This window comes from Methylomonas sp. BW4-1 (genome assembly GCF_052474385.1).
Genome location: NZ_CP184125.1, coordinates 4587232 through 4603907 on the forward strand (window position 1 = coordinate 4587232; position 16676 = coordinate 4603907).

Consider the following 16676-nt stretch of genomic DNA (forward strand, 5'->3'; position numbering starts at 1 on the left):
TCTCCGTTAGCCTGGGGAAATCGCACCCGGTGCCATGTAGACCAGTTCCCAGATATGGCCATCCAAATCCTGAAAACCGTGCGCATACATAAAGCCGTGGTCTTGCGGCTGGTTATAAGTGCTGCCGCCGCCGGCGACCGCCTTGCTTACCATGTCGTCCACCGCCTCGCGGCTTTGGCAGGACAAGCAAATCAACACCTCCGTGCTTTTCGTGGCGTCGCAAATGGCGTTAGGTGTGAAGGTGCGGAACTTGTCTTCCGTCAACAGCATGACGAAGATGTTCTCGCTGACGATCATGCAGGTCGCGGTCTCATCGGTAAATTGCGGGTTGAAGGTGTAGCCCAGCGCGGTAAAAAACGCCACGGATTGATCGAGGTTTTTTACCGCCAGATTGACGAATATTTGCGTGTTCATATTGCTCTCTTTGAAGGTACAAGGATGCCGAAATCGGCCGCGTTAAGGTTAATCGGTCGCCTGGGCCGCGAAGAAAGCCTCCATTCTGCCCTGGAACTCGTTGGGGTCGACATCTTCGATATGCGTGGCGATCAGCCATTTATGGCCGAATGGGTCGGTCACTGCGCCCATTCGGTCGCCCCAGAACTGGTTGGTGGGCGGCATGATTTCCGCCGCACCGGCTTGTATGGCAGCGGCGAACATCGCATCGCTATCAGTGACATAAAGGTGCAGTTTCACCGGCGTACCGCCCAGTGCCTGCGGCGAAATATCGCTGCAATTCGGATTCTCGTCGGCCAGCATGAAGTGCGAATCGCCGATTTTAAATTCGGCGTGGGCGATAAGTCCGCCGGGCGCGTTGAGGCGCATTAGCTCTGTGGCGGCAAAGGCTTTTGCATAAAATTCCAATGCCGCCGCCGCGCCGCGCACCACTAGGTAAGGAGTTAAGGTGTGGTGACCGTCGGGGATCGGTTTGATGTTGTTCATGGCTGTGCTCCTGGTATCGAGTGTTGATTGAGAAAAAGATTGCTTACATCTGTTGTCGAACCGCGAATGCCAAAATCGACAAGCCGCAGAAATTTTTTTCCACTAGTTGGCAAACTTGCCGGCTAACGCAAATTGTCCGGTTCCAAAAAACCCAACGCTTGCAGCGTTTGCCGGTCTTCCGCTATTGGCCGCACTTCCACGCAACCGTGTTTTGCCCCTGGAATCCGCGCGGCCACCTGGATCGCCTCGTTTAAATCGCTAGCCTCGATCAGATAATAGCCGCCGAGTTGTTCCTTGGTTTCCGCGAACGGGCCGTCGGTGATGCTGACTTTACCGCCGCGCACCCGCAGCGTGATGGCCGCATTGGCCGGCAGCAGCCGATTGCAGCTCAGGTAATGGCCGCTGTTGCGGATAGCTTGGGTAAATTCGGCGTATTCGTCAAAGTGTTTGGCTGAATCCTCATCGGTCATCTGTTCCATCACGGTTTCGGCGCAAATCAGGCATAGGTATTTCATGGTCAACTCCTGGGTTAAAAATAATGTTCGCACTGAGTAGTCGTTCGGCGCTGGGCATATTCGACAATTGGAACGTTTTTATCGTTGAAACAGGCTATCGAAAGTGGTGTCGATGCATGGCGACAATTTCCAGTGCTTGCCCTGAGCCGAAGCCGGCTGTCGCTTACCATGGAAAGATCGACCTCAATTTTTCGCAACCTAACCGGAGATGAACTATGACGCTTTGCCCTTGCGGCTCCAAACTAGATTATGCCGAATGCTGCGGCCCGATTATCGACGGTGCGCCGGCGCCCACCACCGAAGCCTTGATGCGTTCGCGTTACACGGCTTTCGTGCAACGCAAGCTGGATCATGTCGAGCGTACCCATGCGCCGGAAATCAAAGAGGATTTTAATCGGGCGGAAGCCGAGCGGATGGTGGAAGAATGCGAGTGGCGCAGCCTGGAAATCCGCAACGCCACGGAAATGGCGAATGGCTATATGTCACCAGCGGGGCGCCACGATAAAACTAGCCAACCGGAAAGAATTGGCGGCGCCGGTATTTGCCGACAAGAAAATCCTGTCTCGCGAGGATTTTGATGCAGAAAGGCAGGCCTTGGAGGAACAGATCCCGCAGATTCGCCGCTATGTGGACTATATGTTGAAGTACACGCCACAGCTGGTCGATAGTCTGGTCAAAGTGTCGCTTAAGCCCAAAGGGGGCAAGTGGTGACTAGCCTTTCGTCATTCTTGACCGCGATTCGCCACCTCAATGCCCAGCAGCAACTAGCGGTTTTGAAAGGTTATGTAGAAAAAATCGCATCGGAACCTGGCCTGGCGGAATTTCATCGTGATTATCTTAGCGGGGCCAAAGAAATGCAGTATTTAGCTGGGTAAGCCGGATAACTATTCGCCGATTGCCGGGTGCCACAAATAATGTAAAAACCGATTGGTTTCTGTCAATAGAACCTGAATGGGAGACATGTTTGCAAATATGCTGACATTATCAGCGAGCCAGTTACGCTCTACTTGGGAGACCGTAAAGATTCGTTGGCAAAGAGTAATATCCCCGATTTTGTTACATCTGGTACGTTACGCCGTAGTCGAGGTATAACAAGCAGCTAGCTGTGTCACCAGTCACCATTTTAAATTGGTTATGGTCCAGTGGTAGGGCTGAAAGGCTTATAAATCGGAAAATCACATGTGATGGCATGAAACCTACAAGGCATTTGGATACTGTGTTTTTCTGAAAGCCGAGGTTGCGGAACGACTATTTTCAGGCGCCTCAAATCACTGCTGCCGCCCCCCTGATCAGGCCCTACACAGTAAGCTTTATTGGCGTAAGTAGAATGTTATCTGCCTTTCAAGACAACATCAGTGGACAGGTCCAAGACCTGACCTCGTCGCTGTTGGCATACAAGAACACCGCCAAGTCTTCTTCAAACCCTATCACGACGTTTATGGCGTCGTTGGCGATAGAGTGTATGTTTAGCGGGTCGCCAATGGACGGCTGAACATGTAGGCGCCGCTGGCGCGGCGATTGTTAGGCGGATAAACTGTTAGGAGTTTTTGACTAGTAAGCGCTTGTCAGCCGTTGATGAAATTCATTCAACTGTGAACGACTCAAATTATAGGAATGCTGATTAAACATCAGCCAACTCGGTTGGCTAGTATGCTAATAAAAGTTCGGTACTATTTTTGGTAAAACGAAAAATTAGGGGCTGTTGCCGTTTTACATGGGTAACCAAATAAAAGCGCAGGCCAAAGCGACAACGCCTTCAAAATTGCGTTTCAATTTGTCATATCGCGTCGCGATGGCTCTGAAATGTTTCAATCGCGCAAAGACATTTTCAACGAGGTGGCGATATTGGTAGAGGCACCAATCCATTCCGTCATTCCCGACGATTGAATTTTGTTTTCTAGGAATGATAGGGACACTCCCTTTCTCTCGAATTTGAATCCGTAGAGGTTCACTGTCATAGCCTTTGTCAGCGACCGTGTAGTCAGCCAAAGGCAGTTTAGCCACTAATTCCGGCGCTTCTTTGCAGTCATGGACTTCACCACCGGTGATCGAGAAATGAATAGGCAGCCCACAGGCATCAACGGCCATATGGATTTTCGTGGTGTGACCCGCAACGGATTTCCCAATCGCGGCATCCTGTTCATGAGCCGCACCACTACTATGCTGATGCGCTTTCACGATACTGCCGTCAATAAAGGTCCATTCCAAATCCGGTGCCACAACCAGGCCTCGAAAGATGCCCATCAGTTTTTCTTGCAGTGACCACGCATTAAACCGTTTGTAGACTGCATTCCACTTACCAAACGTGGCAGGCAGGTCTCGCCAGGGGCAGCCGACTCGCATGCGATAAAAAATCCCTTCTACCGTTTGCCTGAGCGAAGGCTTGTCATAAATCCCCAGGCTTAACAGGATGGCTTTGAATTTATTCCAGTATGCATCCGTAAACATTTGTCGCGGCATAGCTCACTTGTCTTCTGATTGAAAAATCAATCAATGAGGCAGAGCCGTTCGATTTCAAGGCTATCGTTTCAAAATGGCAACAGCCCCTAATGTATTTTTGGAAAATTATTTATGGCTAGAGCGGATGTTTTAGTGAGCCTGATTCGCTCCGGCAGTCGAGGAGATCAGGTGGCTTTTCGCAAAGCCGCGGAATCCTTAATTGCTGACGAGCGTGACAAAGGGCATCGAATTCTGGCTGATCGCCTACAAAATTCGTTCGGTACCGAAATAGTTCCTCATCGTTCTGTTACGGCGCAAAAACAAAATGACTTGGTTTATGAAATAACGCCTAAGCGTTTGCTATCGACAGTCTTTGTTCCAGAGCTAGCTCTGGAACAAATTAATGATCTAATCGAAGAACAGCACCGTTCAGAATTGTTACACGCCTATAGTTTGTCAGCTAGAAATAGAATTTTATTGGTTGGCCCACCCGGTAACGGTAAAACCAGCTTGGCGGAAGCGATAGCAACCGAATTGATGTATCCCCTGGTTTCCATCCGCTACGATAGTTTAATTGGTAGCTACCTGGGTGAGACCGCCAGCCGGTTGAAACAAATCATCGATTACGTAAAAACTCAGCGTTGCGTTTTGTTTTTGGATGAATTTGAAACGATAGGTAAAGAGCGCGGCGATACCCATGAAACCGGCGAAATCAAACGTGTTGTAAGTTCTTTGCTACTGCAATTGGACGATTTGCCGGATTATGTAGTGGTCATCGCAGCCAGTAATCATCCTGAACTGCTGGACAAAGCTGTGTGGCGGCGTTTTCAGGTGAGAGTTGAACTGCCCCTTCCTTCACGGGATAAAATCGCTTTATTCATTGCCGCGATGGAACAAAAGACATCGGTCAAATTCGGCTTAGCCGCCGAAACGATGGCTAAAAAAATGCTGGGAACAAACTTTTCCGAAATTGAAGAAGTCTGTCTGACTATTGTCAGGCGAGCAATATTGAGTAAACAAACCGATAACGCCAAAAGTATTAGGGGCTGTTGCCATTTTGAAACGATAGCCTTGAAATCGAACGGCTCTGCCTCATTGATTGATTTTTCAATCAGAAGACAAGTGAGCTATGCCGCGACAAATGTTTACGGATGCATACTGGAATAAATTCAAAGCCATCCTGTTAAGCCTGGGGATTTATGACAAGCCTTCGCTCAGGCAAACGGTAGAAGGGATTTTTTATCGCATGCGAGTCGGCTGCCCCTGGCGAGACCTGCCTGCCACGTTTGGTAAGTGGAATGCAGTCTACAAACGGTTTAATGCGTGGTCACTGCAAGAAAAACTGATGGGCATCTTTCGAGGCCTGGTTGTGGCACCGGATTTGGAATGGACCTTTATTGACGGCAGTATCGTGAAAGCGCATCAGCATAGTAGTGGTGCGGCTCATGAACAGGATGCCGCGATTGGGAAATCCGTTGCGGGTCACACCACGAAAATCCATATGGCCGTTGATGCCTGTGGGCTGCCTATTCATTTCTCGATCACCGGTGGTGAAGTCCATGACTGCAAAGAAGCGCCGGAATTAGTGGCTAAACTGCCTTTGGCTGACTACACGGTCGCTGACAAAGGCTATGACAGTGAACCTCTACGGATTCAAATTCGAGAGAAAGGGAGTGTCCCTATCATTCCTAGAAAACAAAATTCAATCGTCGGGAATGACGGAATGGATTGGTGCCTCTACCAATATCGCCACCTCGTTGAAAATGTCTTTGCGCGATTGAAACATTTCAGAGCCATCGCGACGCGATATGACAAATTGAAACGCAATTTTGAAGGCGTTGTCGCTTTGGCCTGCGCTTTTATTTGGTTACCCATGTAAAACGGCAACAGCCCCTACTACTTCTGTGTTACATCAATGGCAAAGCCGATATAAGCCTAAACCACAAGGAACGGAGTAATGGCTGAATTACCTTTATTGATTTTTCCCCAAGCAAAAATTGTTGATCCTCCAAAGGGAAGGCCGGGATTCTCGACATCGAATGTCCCGCCAAAGCAAGTACAAATTTCACGGTTAACACCGCAGTTTGAAAACCTGGAAAAACAATTTCGAGCCGATCAGGCGATGTTGTCCGCTTCAATCGCAGGTTTGGAGCCGGAAATGGTGTTGGTAGTTGAAACGGCTGGTCGGATAGAAGATTTTCAACGCGCTATCGCCAATACGCCAGGGTTGGAATGGCTAGCCGAATGGGATGAAGAATTTGAGCCAGATGAGTATTTTTTCAACAAGGATAGTAAGCAACAGAAAACAGATAAGCAAGTTGAAGGCCGTTTATATCTTGCCATGACCAATCAGCAAGGTTTGGATGAGTTGCTAACTCTATGGAAATTATGGCAAAAAACCAACGACTTACCTCCGGGCAAAGCCAAGTGGAGAGATGTGTTTTCCCAGATCAAAGTTATTCGACGCTGGGGAATACAAGAGCAATTAATAGAAACCGGTGTTCTCGATAATTGGCGCGAGGACTTGGAATACGAGGATACCGCGCACCAACTCATCAATTTCCAAGTAGAGTTTTTTTACCGTAAGGACAGAAAAACCAGAAAACAAAACGAAGCAGTTTTTAAAACCTTACTGGAACAATTGTCCGGCCAGTTAATCAGTCCATTTCTTGAGTACTCGGAAATCGGCTTTCATGCGGTAAAAACCCAACTATCCAGAAATAGCATTCAAGCGATAGTCGAAAAGATTGATCGCAACGAGTTGGACATCCATTTACTGAAGCTGCCGTCGATAATGTTTTTTCGCCCAACCGGGCAATCGCTTGCCAGTTCCCCCGATGAGACGGCGCCAATAGAAACTGCGCCGGAATATCCCGTCAGCGGCGATCCGATAGTTGCAATTTTAGACGGCGTACCGTTCAGCCAACATACATGGTTAAAAGACCGGTTACTTTTGGACGATGCTGACGAACTGGAAAACGAATATCAGCCTGGCGACAGAAAACATGGCACTGCGATGGCTTCGTTGGTCATACACGGTGAGTTGGATGCCAACGAAGCTCCGTTAACTAGACCGATTTATTTTCGCCCGATTTTGCAACCTGACCCACATGCGAGAAATCGGCGTGAACATGTGCCGGATGAGGTTTTTTATGAGGATCGCATCGAACGTGCCGTCCGGCGTATGTTCGAAGGCGAAGGAGAGATTCCCGCCCAGGCCGATACGGTAAAGATCATTAACTGTATTAGTCACGACTTGATCTGACACATCGACTTGAAAAGATGAGAGTTACCGGTTTTGATAGGGGTGTCGAATCCTTACACAAAACACAAAAGGTAACTCTCATGATCCATACAAACAATCCGATCATTAAACACAAAGCGGGGCTGTTAAATTTAGCCCAAGAACTGAATAACGTCTCCAGAGCCTGCAAGGTGATGGGTGTCTCGCGCGATACGTTTTATCGTTATCAAGAGCTGGTAGCTGAAGGTGGTATCGATGCCTTAATCGACAAAAACCGCCGGTCTCCGAATCTGAAGAATCGCGTCGATGAAAGCATTGAGCTGGCAGTGAAAGCCTATGCGGTTGAGTGGCCAGCGCATGGACAGCATCGAACCAGTAATGAACTGCGTAAACAAGGGGTATTCGTATCCGGCAGCGGCGTTCGCTCCATCTGGTTACGGCATGACCTGGAGAACTTTAAAAAGAGGCTTAAAGCACTGGAAGCCAAGGTAGCCGCCGAAGGGTTAATGCTGAGCGATGCGCAGATTGCGGCGTTGGAGAAAAAGCAGCAGGATGATCAAGCCTGCGGCGAAATCGAAACAGCCCATCCCGGTTACCTGGGTTCGCAGGATACCTTTTACGTTGGCAACCTCAAAGGGGTTGGGCGGATTTACCAGCAGACTTACGTGGACACCTACAGCAAAGTCGCTCACTGCAAACTGTACACCACCAAAACGCCGATTACTGCCGCGGACATCCTGAATGACAAAGTATTGCCGTTCTATGAAGCCAACGCATTACCCGTTCTACGCATTCTGACGGATCGCGGCACAGAATATTGTGGCAAGGTCGAACAGCATGATTATCAGCTATACCTGGCGATCAACGACATCGACCATACCAAAACCAAGGCCATGTCGCCGCAAACCAATGGGATTTGCGAACGCTTCCACAAGACCATCTTGCAGGAGTTCTATCAGGTCACGTTCCGCAAAAAGCTCTATAGCGACCTGGATGAACTCCAAAAAGATCTGGACGAATGGCTGGTTTATTACAACAATGACCGAACTCATCAGGGCAGAATGTGCAACGGCAGAACGCCGATGGATACCTTGCTGGATGGAAAACAGATTTGGGCTCAAAAAAATCTGAACCAAATCTAATCTGACAGACACCCCGCAAAAACGGTAACTGTCAGATCAGGTCTGAGCTAATACAGCAGATTTTGCCTGAACTTGCTCTATCAGAATGAATGGCGCGAAAATTGTCACTATCGGTGTCAAAAAGAGGATATGAGTATGCGCTAAAACCATGAGATACCGCTTTAAAATCAATTGCCCATTTTTCACTAATTCTGTTACTCGACACGGATTTCCTGCAATCTGCGCGCCAAAAAGCGCCGTTCCGGCTCCTGGCGTGTTAAAGCCAGAGCTTGCTGGTACGCTGTGATCGCTTCGTCGGTTCTGCCCAAGAGTCGGTACAAATCTGCTCGGGCCGCGTGCGCAAGGTGATAATCGCTAAGGTCGCCGTTCTGTAAAATCGCATCGATCAAAGCCAGCCCGGCTGCCGGTCCATCCCGCATCGCTACCGCGACGGCCCGGTTTAATTCGATCACCGGCGAAGCAGCGATGCGCAACAAGACGTCGTAGAGTGCGACGATTTGCGGCCAGTCCGTGGCGGCGGCATGGCTGGCGTTAGCGTGCAGCGCAGCGATAGCGGCTTGCACGGTATAAGGGCCAAAGCGCCGCGATCCTAAGGCTTTCTTTACCAGCGCCGAGCCTTCCTCTATGCGTTTCCTGTCCCACAAGCTGCGGTCTTGGTCGTCCAACAAAATCAGTTCGCCGTCGGCGCCGGCTCTGGCGGCGCGGCGCGATTCGTGCAGCAGCATCAGCGCTAATAAGCCTTGCGCTTCCGGTTCTGGCAGCAACTCCACCAACAAACGTCCCAGCCGTATCGCTTCTTCCGACAAATCATGGCGGGTAAGTGAGTTGCCGGACGAAGCGGAGTAACCTTCGTTGAACACCAGATAAATTACCCGTAACACGGAATCCAAGCGTTGTGGTAGCTCGGCCGGCGCCGGCACTTGATAGGGAATCTTGGCATCACGGATCTTGGTTTTGGCGCGGACGATGCGTTGGGCCAGCGTCGGTGTCGGCGTCAGGAAGGCGCGGGCGATTTCCTCGGTCGCCAGGCCGCAAACTTCGCGTAGCGTCAATGCGACTTGGGCATCTGGGGACAGCGCTGGATGGCAACAGGTAAAGATCAGCCGCAGGCGGTCGTCTTCCAGGCCTTCGTCATCCGTGTCGCTGGGTTCGCTGGCTGGATCAGCCAAGGTATCGGCATCTTCCAGCACGTCGAAGCGGGCTTGCCGGCGCAGGCCGTCTATGGCCTTGAAGCGACCGGCCGACACCAACCAGGCGCGCGGATTGGCCGGTAAGCCGTCGCGCGGCCATTGTTCGAGCGCGGCGCGAAAGGCATCGTGCAACGCTTCCTCGGCCACATCGAAATCGCCGAGCAGCCGAATCAAGGTGGCCAGCACATGGCGGGATTCGCTTTGGTAGATGGCGTCGATTTTTTCGCGCACTGTCGTTTCGCCTCCGTCGGCTTTCAGCCTTGTGCACTCAAGCTGCGCATCACTTCATGCCAGCCGGCTTCAGCGTTGGCGCCGACTTGTGTGAACACCGTTTGCAGCTGTTGCATTTGGGTGCCGGTCAATTGCGCTTCCAATTTCGCGCCGTCCGGCGTTAAGCTGAGTTCGCGCACCCGTTTGTCGTGCACGGCCGTGTCTATCATGACCAGCTGCATGTCCATTAACTGCCGCAAAGGCGCGTTCAAAGCTTGTTTACTGACGCTGAGCATGCCCAGCAGCGCGTTCACGGAAATCCGCGGGTTGCGGCCGACGAAATACAAGATCCGGTGATGCACCCGCCCCAGTCCGCGCTCGGCCAGGATGCGGTCCGGCTGTACGGTAAAGGCACGATAGCCGAAGTAAAACTGTTCGATAGCCAAGCGTAACGCGGCTTCGCGCCTGTCCGGCGTCGGCATTTCATCAAGCGGGGAATTATCGATAGCTGCTATTTGGTCAACCATATTGACATTATAGGCAGGCAGCCGTTAGCATGGCTATAGGTCAACTTTATTGACATTTATCAATGCCCGCCATGAACTCATTATCGCCGCAATGCCCTATCCGTTTTTCCGCACGTACCCAAGACCTGCATACCTCGCCGATCCGCGAAATTCTGGCCGTCGTCGACCGCCCCGGCATGATTTCCTTTGCCGGCGGATTACCGTCGTTGGACAGCTTCCCGCAATTCACGCTAGATGCCATGCCGCAGCACATGTTGCAATACGGCGCCAGCGAAGGCGAAGCGGAGTTGCGCGAGCGGATCGCGGCAGACATGCAAGGCATGGGTGTTAAGTGCACGGCCGAACAGGTGTTGATCCTGTCCGGCTCGCAGCAAGGCATCGATCTGGTTGCCAAATTGTTCATCGATCCCGGCACGCCGGTGGCCGTGGAAGCGCCGACTTATCTGGCGGCCTTGCAGGTGTTCCGCTTTTTCGGGGCCCGCTTCCTGGCTTACGATGCCGGGGCGCCCGACCTGGATACGTTGCGGCGGGAACAACCGGCGTTTGCCTATGCGATCCCCACGTTCCAGAATCCCAGCGGTCGCTGCCTGGATGCCGGGGAACGGGCCGCTCTGGCCGCCGCTTGCGATGCCGGCAATATTCCGCTGTTCGAGGATGATCCCTACCGCGATTTGGTGTACGACGCTTGCGAACGCACGCCGGTATGCGCCAGGTTGCAACAAGCGCCATGGATTTATCAAGGCTCGTTTTCGAAAAGCCTGGCGCCGGGCTTGCGCTTGGGTTACCTGGTCGCGTCGCCGGAACTGATGCCTTTTTTGACCCGCTTGAAGCAGGCGGCCGATTTGCACAGCAATCGCCTTAGCCAATGGCTGGTACTACAACAACTGAACAATCCCGACCGCAGCCGGCAATTGGCGGATTTGGCCGGCCATTACCGCCAGCGCCGCGACGCTTTTGAAGCCGCACTGCGCCGGCATTTTGCGGATTTGGCAGTTTGGCAAACCCCGCCCGGAGGCCTGTTTTTCTGGCTGACGCTGAATCGCCGCATCGATACCCGCCAGCTGTTGCCTAAGGCTATCGAAGCCGGCGTGGCGTTTATGCCCGGCGAACCCTTCCTGCCAACGGCGGTGGATGCTTGTGGCCAACTGCGTCTGAATTTCAGCCATGCCAGTAGCCAGGATGCCGAATCAGGCTTGCGGATTTTGGCTGATTTGGTGCGAGAGTTTGCTTGAGTTAGCGTTGCAGCCGCGCCAGGTTATGCAAGCCCACAGTGGGCGCGGCGCCGAAGGTCTTACGAAATTCGTGGCTGAAATGGGCGGAATCGGAAAACCCGCTGGCATGGGCGGCGGTCGTGAAGTTGTGGCCCTTGATGACTTCTTGTATCGCCTGCCGCATGCGGTTCCAGCTGCGATAACGGCGAAACGGTACGCCGATCTGCTGGCTGAACAGATGCTGTAGCCGGGACGCGGATAGTCCAACATTCGCCGCCAGCGTCAGCACCGACGTCAGGTCGTCGCCCTGCGCGAATAAAAATTCGATGATTTGGCTGATGCGTGGATCTAATCTGTTGGCTTGCGACCGGCGTTTCGAAAAATCCAGCAGATCGGCCAGGGGCTGCGCGGTCCAATTCGGGCTGTAGCGATCTTCGTAGAGATCGCGCATGAAGGCGATTTCTCCGCCATTACCGACCAAGGCACCGTTCACCGAGCGGGTATCGCGGATTAAAGGTAACAGCGCCTCGGTGCCGGCGATGGTCGGTTCAATGTAAAACACCGCCAACGGGTCGCCGCCCACATCCAATTCGTGCCACACGCCTGCAGGAATCACCGCCGTGCGGCAAGACAGCCAATCGCTACCCGCTATTTTCAAACGAAATTTCCCATACAGACCGGCTAGAAACACCGGTGCACCGTGTTGGTGGTTGGCGTTGTAATACAACGGGCCGCAAAAAAACGTGCGGCCGCCGCTGATGTCCCACAACGCATCGAAAGGGACGGCGGTAGCACGTTCATACAAGCCTGGTGTATTAGTCATCGTTTAAGCTCCCTGTCGCGTCCGGCTCGCCGGCAGTTTGCCAGGCAGTCTAGTCAATGCACAGGTTGTTGGCAACGGGCTTGGGGCGTTTGCCTTAACCGGCATTCAATCAGCGGGGCTAAGCTCCCCATTACTTTGAGGATAATCATGAGCAAGCAAACATTTCCACCCGAACCGATGACCAACGTATTCCTACTGGCGTTTGCCATATTTTGCCTGGCGATAGCCTTGAGCATTGCCTGGGTATTGGGCTTTACGCTGTTTTTTCCTGACGGCGCGTTGGCCGGCCATTTGGTCGAAAGGGCGGACATTATCCGCGCTCACATCGATTACCTGATGATGGCCCAGTTTCTGTTCATTTTCTTTTTGCTGTTTCGGCAGTATGCGGTCACGCCGCCGGTTTGGGTGGTGAGTGCCTGTTGCTTTGGGGCGTTTTTCAACCCGCTGTCGTTTTTACTAAGGGGATTGTCGGCCAAGCCGGTGGCCTCCGCTTTACCGGTCGAACCGCACTTCCCGATTCAGGCCGGCATCAGTTTTACCCTGACCACGGTCGGTTTTCTAACGGCGGCGATTCTGGTAGCCCGAGCGGCCTGGAAATCGAGATCGGAACAGGATTAACCCAAATCGTTTGGAGGCGCTTGGGCAGCTAGACAAACCGACTGACAGAGGTTGAGCGTTGGAATATTCTTTGATTAGTTTGGGTCTTGGGTTATCTTTGCAAACAACACCGAGCCAAAATGTTTATTTCAGCGAAAGCGATAGTCTGGAAAACGCAGTAATAAGGAGTTATCCGGCAGATGGCTGGGATTATAAGACAAACGATGTCGTGCTCTTTTCAAGCGTTCCTGCTGAGTTGACCTTTAATTCGAACGTTGGGCGTAACCATAACTTATCCTGCTATGTGCATAGACTCGATCACTTCATTCCTATCTTCCGCGGGAACCGCTGGCTGGCAATTTTTGAACTCAAACATCGTCATAGCATTTGTCGGTGGTTTAACCGGCGCTATTGGTGGTGCCCTTGGTGCACAGCGCATTGTTGAGCGTTCACGGAAGCTAGAAGAAAGTCTAAAGGAGCTTCGATACACAAACGCCGCGATTATGGTCGCCCATACGATTTGCAATGCGGCACTCGCACTAAAGAAGCAGCATGTTCGACCAATGCATGATGCATTTCTACAGCTGAGGGGAGATTTGGAGGCATTTAAGGACAAACGGAATGCCAAGCAAATTGCATCGGATGTTGAGTTCCATCTCCAAATGGATATGCGCACTTACCCGGCTCCAATTTTGCCGGTTGAAACTTTGAAGCACTTAGTGTTCCAGGAACTCTCCGCAGTCGGCAGGCCATTGGCTCTCGTTGCAGTAATCGAGCAGTCCCTAATCGGTTTGAGTGGTGCAATAGCGAAGCGTGATCAACTTGTCCAAAAATTTGCATCGGGCGAAATTCCTGAGAACAACTACGCGCACTACTATTTCGGTCTACCTCTTCCGGGTGGTCATTTGAACCAGGAGTACCCGGATCTTGTTGAGGCCATATATAGCTATACCGATGATCTATCATACTTTAGCTATCAGCTTTGCAATGACCTCATGAAACATGGAGCCAAGGTAAGAGCAACCCTTACCAAGAAGCCGTCGAAACAATTGCCAAACGTAAGTGAGGCTGATTTTTCCGGGCCGCTAAAGTCAGGACTTTTGCCACCGGACTCACAATACAGCGACTGGGTGAACGCTTTCATCGAAAGGCCTGAAAAGTGACGCCCATCCAATCGGACGCATATTTTTTGTCGTTCCTCCGTTACGCTTCGCTAATCTGAGCTACTCGGGCTGTCGTCACCCCAACTCACGTTCTGTTCGCCGGCCACACCGAATAATCGAGTTGATGAGTTAGTAGTGCAAGAACTTAAATCGTCGGGCCGCTTATAAGGGTCGCTTTTGATTTTTACCAAAAATGGATACAGTGTCCGCCATGAACAATATCTCTATTACAGATATTCTCGAACTGCCGTTGCAGGAACGCATTCAGCTGGTTGAGCTTATTTGGGACAGCGTCGCCGCAGTACCTGAAGCCGTGGAAGTATCACCGGAGCTTAAAGCCAAACTGGGACGCCGCATGATTGAGTTCGAGCGGAATCCGGAGTCCGGCTATTCCTGGGATCAAGTAAAATCCCGACTTAAAGATGGCTCATGGCGTACCGCCTGAAATTTTCCGCAAGCGCTTTACGCGAAACGGGCGAAGCCCAAGAATAAAACCAATCCCCCTTTGACAAAGTCCATAAATAGACTTATTTTAACGTAAAGTTTAGATAAGTTGTTTTGGAGGGCTTATGTTGTCAACTGCTCAAGCGCAATTACCGGCCGACAGCGCGCTGGTGGCTGGCGCGGCATTACGGACCTTTTTTAATATTGCCGATGCCTGGGGTTTGAATGTCGAGCAGGCCATGGTTTTACTGGGGCTGGATTCGCGCAGCACTTATTTTAAATGGAAGAAAAACCCGGAAAGCGCCAGTCTTAACGCCGATAAACTGGAAAGGCTGTCTTATATCTTTGGGATTTATAAAGCCTTGCAGATTTTACTGCCCAAGCCGGAAGCGGCGGACGGCTGGCTGCATCAAGCCAATCAGGCCGCGCTGTTTTCCGGGCAATCCGCGTTGCAACGCATGCTGTCCGGGCGGGTGGCGGATTTGTATGTGGTGCGCCAATATCTGGATGCGCAGTGCGGTTGGGCCTAATGGCGGTAGCGAAAATCAGTCGGATAGATTGGCGACCTTGCTGGCGCTTGGTGCCCAGCCGGTTTCCGCCGACGGGTTTATTCGACCGAGTGGCCGATCCGGCCGATCTGGACGTGGTGTTCGCCATTGAAGCGCTGACTAACGACAGGCTGCGCGACGAAGCCGGCGAAATTAGCTTGGTCGCGGCGGCGGACCGGATTGCCGGGCCGGGGACTACGCCCATCATGGCTGCCTTCACTCATCTCAATCCGGAAGGCAGCCGGTTTTGCGACGGCAGTTACGGCGTGTATTACGCCGCCAGAGACATCGACACGGCGATAGCCGAGACCCGTTTTCATCGCAGCCGGTTTCTGGCTGCAACCCAACAAGCGCCGATTGACATCGACATGCGCAGCTATGCCTCGGATTTGAATGCCGAGCTGCATGACATTCGCGGCCAGCAAGCCGAATTACCGGAAATTTACGACGCCGACACCGGCAATTATGCTGCCGCGCAGGCCTGGGCTAGGCAGTTACGAGCGGACGGCGCGGATGGTATCGTCTATTCCAGCGTGCGGGCGGCGGGCGGCGAATGCGTGGCGGTGTTTAAACCGCGTTTGCTGGCGCCGGTCAAACAAGGCGCGCATTATTGCTACGTGTGGGACGGCCGGCAAATCAGCGCAGTTTATAAAAAAGAACTTTACCATCCCGGTGTGTAACGGATAGCCATGCTCGATTTGCCAGTACCCAGCCAAGAAAACGATTTTTACGAAACCCATATTCAATTGCTGCTCCAAAGCTATCAGCAATTACTGGGCAAGCCGCTGTTGGAACAGTCCGCAAGCATGGCGTTGGGCCGGCAAGTCTATGAAGCCGATTTTGCCTTGCTATCTCACGACACCGCAGCCGATCCGGTATTCAACTATGCCAACCGCACCGCACAAGATTTATTCGAGCTATCTTGGCCGGAATTTATCGGCATGCCGTCGCGTCTCTCGGCAGAACCGGTCAACCGCGAGGAACGGGAGCGCTTGCTGAATCAAGTGACCAGCCGGGGTTATATCGACAACTATTCCGGCATACGTATCGCCAAATCCGGCCAGCGCTTTTTGATCGAGCGCGCGGTGGTGTGGAATGTCCACGATAGCGCGCAACGCTATGTTGGTCAGGCGGCTTGTTTTAGCGACTGGCGCTTGTTACCCTGAGTCTGACCCTTTCGATCCACTCACTGTCTGCGAGAAATTTATGCTGAAAATATCCTTAAAACATAGCGGCCGCTTATGCTGCGGCTTGTTGCTCATGCTGGCGGGCGCGGCGCGGGCCGATGAAGTGGGTTGCGTGACCACGGCCTGGAAACTAATCGGTGCCAATCACAAGGTTTGTGTCGATGCGTTTGAAGATCCGAAAATCCCTAACGTGATTTGCCATATCAGCCAGGCCAGATCGGGGGGGATTTCCGGCGGCTTGGGTCTGTCGGAAGATCCGTCGGAATTTTCGCTGGCTTGCCGGCAAACCGGGCCGATCACATTGCCGGCCAAACTGAGCACGGAAGAAACCGTATTTTCGGAGAGCACCTCGCTGTTTTTCAAGTCCACCAACATTACCCGTTTATGGGATGCCAAGCACAACACCCTGGTATATCTCGCGATCAGCCGCAAAGTGATCGAGGGTGCGCCGGCCAACAGTGTATCGACGGTGCCGGTGATGCCTTGGGGTAAATAGG

The 16676-nt window shown here is 52.1% G+C and carries 20 protein-coding genes; 13 read left to right on the plus strand and 7 right to left on the minus strand.

Translation table 11 applies throughout. From position 1 onward, the window contains the following. Positions 1-6: 6 nt before the first annotated feature. The 3 genes from ACH5Y9_RS21220 to ACH5Y9_RS21230 form a co-directional block, all read right to left on the minus strand. Positions 7-414, minus strand: coding sequence for a VOC family protein (locus ACH5Y9_RS21220; protein ID WP_445367495.1), 408 nt, complete (start codon positions 412-414; stop codon positions 7-9). A 48-nt stretch (positions 415-462) separates the two neighbouring features. Then, positions 463-939: a VOC family protein gene (locus ACH5Y9_RS21225; RefSeq protein ID WP_445367496.1), complete on the minus strand. Its 477-nt coding sequence runs from the start codon at positions 937-939 to the stop codon at positions 463-465. A 122-nt stretch (positions 940-1061) separates the two neighbouring features. Continuing rightward, on the minus strand, positions 1062-1454 hold the full coding sequence (locus tag ACH5Y9_RS21230; protein WP_445367497.1) for a YciI family protein: 393 nt from the start codon (positions 1452-1454) through the stop codon (positions 1062-1064). Positions 1455-1669: 215 nt separating this feature from the next. Here ACH5Y9_RS21230 and ACH5Y9_RS21235 point away from each other — a divergent pair, with 215 nt between their 5' ends. Next, positions 1670-2032 (plus strand): YchJ family protein, encoded by a 363-nt coding sequence (locus tag ACH5Y9_RS21235; protein WP_445367498.1) that lies wholly within the window; start codon positions 1670-1672, stop codon positions 2030-2032. 1132 nt (positions 2033-3164) lie between these two features. On the opposite strand, the gene ACH5Y9_RS21240 is transcribed toward ACH5Y9_RS21235, so the two are convergent. Further along, positions 3165-3914 carry an IS5 family transposase gene (locus ACH5Y9_RS21240; protein ID WP_445366335.1) on the minus strand — a complete coding sequence of 250 codons (750 nt, stop codon included), beginning with the start codon at positions 3912-3914 and terminating at the stop codon, positions 3165-3167. Between the two features lie 168 nt (positions 3915-4082). Between ACH5Y9_RS21240 and ACH5Y9_RS21245 the strand changes: the two genes are divergently transcribed. The 4 genes from ACH5Y9_RS21245 (at position 4083) to ACH5Y9_RS21260 (ending at position 8279) form a co-directional block, all read left to right on the plus strand. After that, positions 4083-5060 carry an AAA family ATPase gene (locus tag ACH5Y9_RS21245; RefSeq protein WP_445367499.1) on the plus strand — a complete coding sequence of 326 codons (978 nt, stop codon included), beginning with the start codon at positions 4083-4085 and terminating at the stop codon, positions 5058-5060. Next, positions 5023-5772 (plus strand): IS5 family transposase, encoded by a 750-nt coding sequence (locus tag ACH5Y9_RS21250; protein WP_445366335.1) that lies wholly within the window; start codon positions 5023-5025, stop codon positions 5770-5772. Before ACH5Y9_RS21245 ends, ACH5Y9_RS21250 begins: the two co-directional genes overlap by 38 nt. A 78-nt stretch (positions 5773-5850) precedes the next feature. Further along, complete coding sequence (locus tag ACH5Y9_RS21255; RefSeq protein WP_445367500.1) at positions 5851-7158, plus strand: hypothetical protein; 1308 nt, start codon at positions 5851-5853, stop codon at positions 7156-7158. A gap of 80 nt (positions 7159-7238) precedes the next feature. Beyond that, positions 7239-8279: an IS481 family transposase gene (locus ACH5Y9_RS21260; protein WP_205450216.1), complete on the plus strand. Its 1041-nt coding sequence runs from the start codon at positions 7239-7241 to the stop codon at positions 8277-8279. A 194-nt stretch (positions 8280-8473) separates the two neighbouring features. On the opposite strand, the gene ACH5Y9_RS21265 is transcribed toward ACH5Y9_RS21260, so the two are convergent. Together ACH5Y9_RS21265 and ACH5Y9_RS21270 are read right to left on the minus strand one after the other, a co-directional pair. Next, positions 8474-9700, minus strand: coding sequence for an RNA polymerase sigma factor (locus ACH5Y9_RS21265; protein ID WP_445367501.1), 1227 nt, complete (start codon positions 9698-9700; stop codon positions 8474-8476). 23 nt (positions 9701-9723) lie between these two features. After that, the gene (locus tag ACH5Y9_RS21270; RefSeq protein WP_445367502.1) at positions 9724-10206 is read right to left on the minus strand and encodes a MarR family winged helix-turn-helix transcriptional regulator; all 483 of its coding nucleotides are present in this window, start codon (positions 10204-10206) and stop codon (positions 9724-9726) included. 71 nt (positions 10207-10277) lie between these two features. Between ACH5Y9_RS21270 and ACH5Y9_RS21275 the strand changes: the two genes are divergently transcribed. Further along, complete coding sequence (locus tag ACH5Y9_RS21275; protein ID WP_445367503.1) at positions 10278-11438, plus strand: aminotransferase-like domain-containing protein; 1161 nt, start codon at positions 10278-10280, stop codon at positions 11436-11438. Position 11439: 1 nt separating this feature from the next. On the opposite strand, the gene ACH5Y9_RS21280 is transcribed toward ACH5Y9_RS21275, so the two are convergent. Beyond that, on the minus strand, positions 11440-12240 hold the full coding sequence (locus ACH5Y9_RS21280; protein ID WP_445367504.1) for a helix-turn-helix domain-containing protein: 801 nt from the start codon (positions 12238-12240) through the stop codon (positions 11440-11442). A gap of 147 nt (positions 12241-12387) precedes the next feature. Between ACH5Y9_RS21280 and ACH5Y9_RS21285 the strand changes: the two genes are divergently transcribed. The 7 genes from ACH5Y9_RS21285 (at position 12388) to ACH5Y9_RS21315 (ending at position 16675) form a co-directional block, all read left to right on the plus strand. Further along, positions 12388-12858 carry a hypothetical protein gene (locus ACH5Y9_RS21285; RefSeq protein ID WP_445367505.1) on the plus strand — a complete coding sequence of 157 codons (471 nt, stop codon included), beginning with the start codon at positions 12388-12390 and terminating at the stop codon, positions 12856-12858. A 341-nt stretch (positions 12859-13199) separates the two neighbouring features. Further along, positions 13200-14000, plus strand: coding sequence for a hypothetical protein (locus ACH5Y9_RS21290; RefSeq protein WP_445367506.1), 801 nt, complete (start codon positions 13200-13202; stop codon positions 13998-14000). Between the two features lie 211 nt (positions 14001-14211). Continuing rightward, positions 14212-14445: an addiction module protein gene (locus ACH5Y9_RS21295; RefSeq protein WP_445367507.1), complete on the plus strand. Its 234-nt coding sequence runs from the start codon at positions 14212-14214 to the stop codon at positions 14443-14445. Positions 14446-14569: 124 nt separating this feature from the next. Then, positions 14570-14974, plus strand: a complete 405-nt coding sequence (locus ACH5Y9_RS21300) for an MbcA/ParS/Xre antitoxin family protein (RefSeq protein WP_445367508.1) — start codon at positions 14570-14572, stop codon at positions 14972-14974. Next, complete coding sequence (locus ACH5Y9_RS21305) at positions 14974-15672, plus strand: RES family NAD+ phosphorylase (protein ID WP_445367509.1); 699 nt, start codon at positions 14974-14976, stop codon at positions 15670-15672. The genes ACH5Y9_RS21300 and ACH5Y9_RS21305 overlap by 1 nt, the downstream gene beginning before the upstream one ends. Positions 15673-15681: 9 nt before the next feature. Beyond that, positions 15682-16158 carry an MEKHLA domain-containing protein gene (locus tag ACH5Y9_RS21310; RefSeq protein ID WP_445367510.1) on the plus strand — a complete coding sequence of 159 codons (477 nt, stop codon included), beginning with the start codon at positions 15682-15684 and terminating at the stop codon, positions 16156-16158. Between the two features lie 40 nt (positions 16159-16198). After that, a complete protein-coding gene (locus ACH5Y9_RS21315; RefSeq protein ID WP_445367511.1) occupies positions 16199-16675 on the plus strand; it encodes a CreA family protein in 477 nt (158 codons plus the stop codon). The last annotated feature ends 1 nt before the right edge of the window (position 16676 follow it).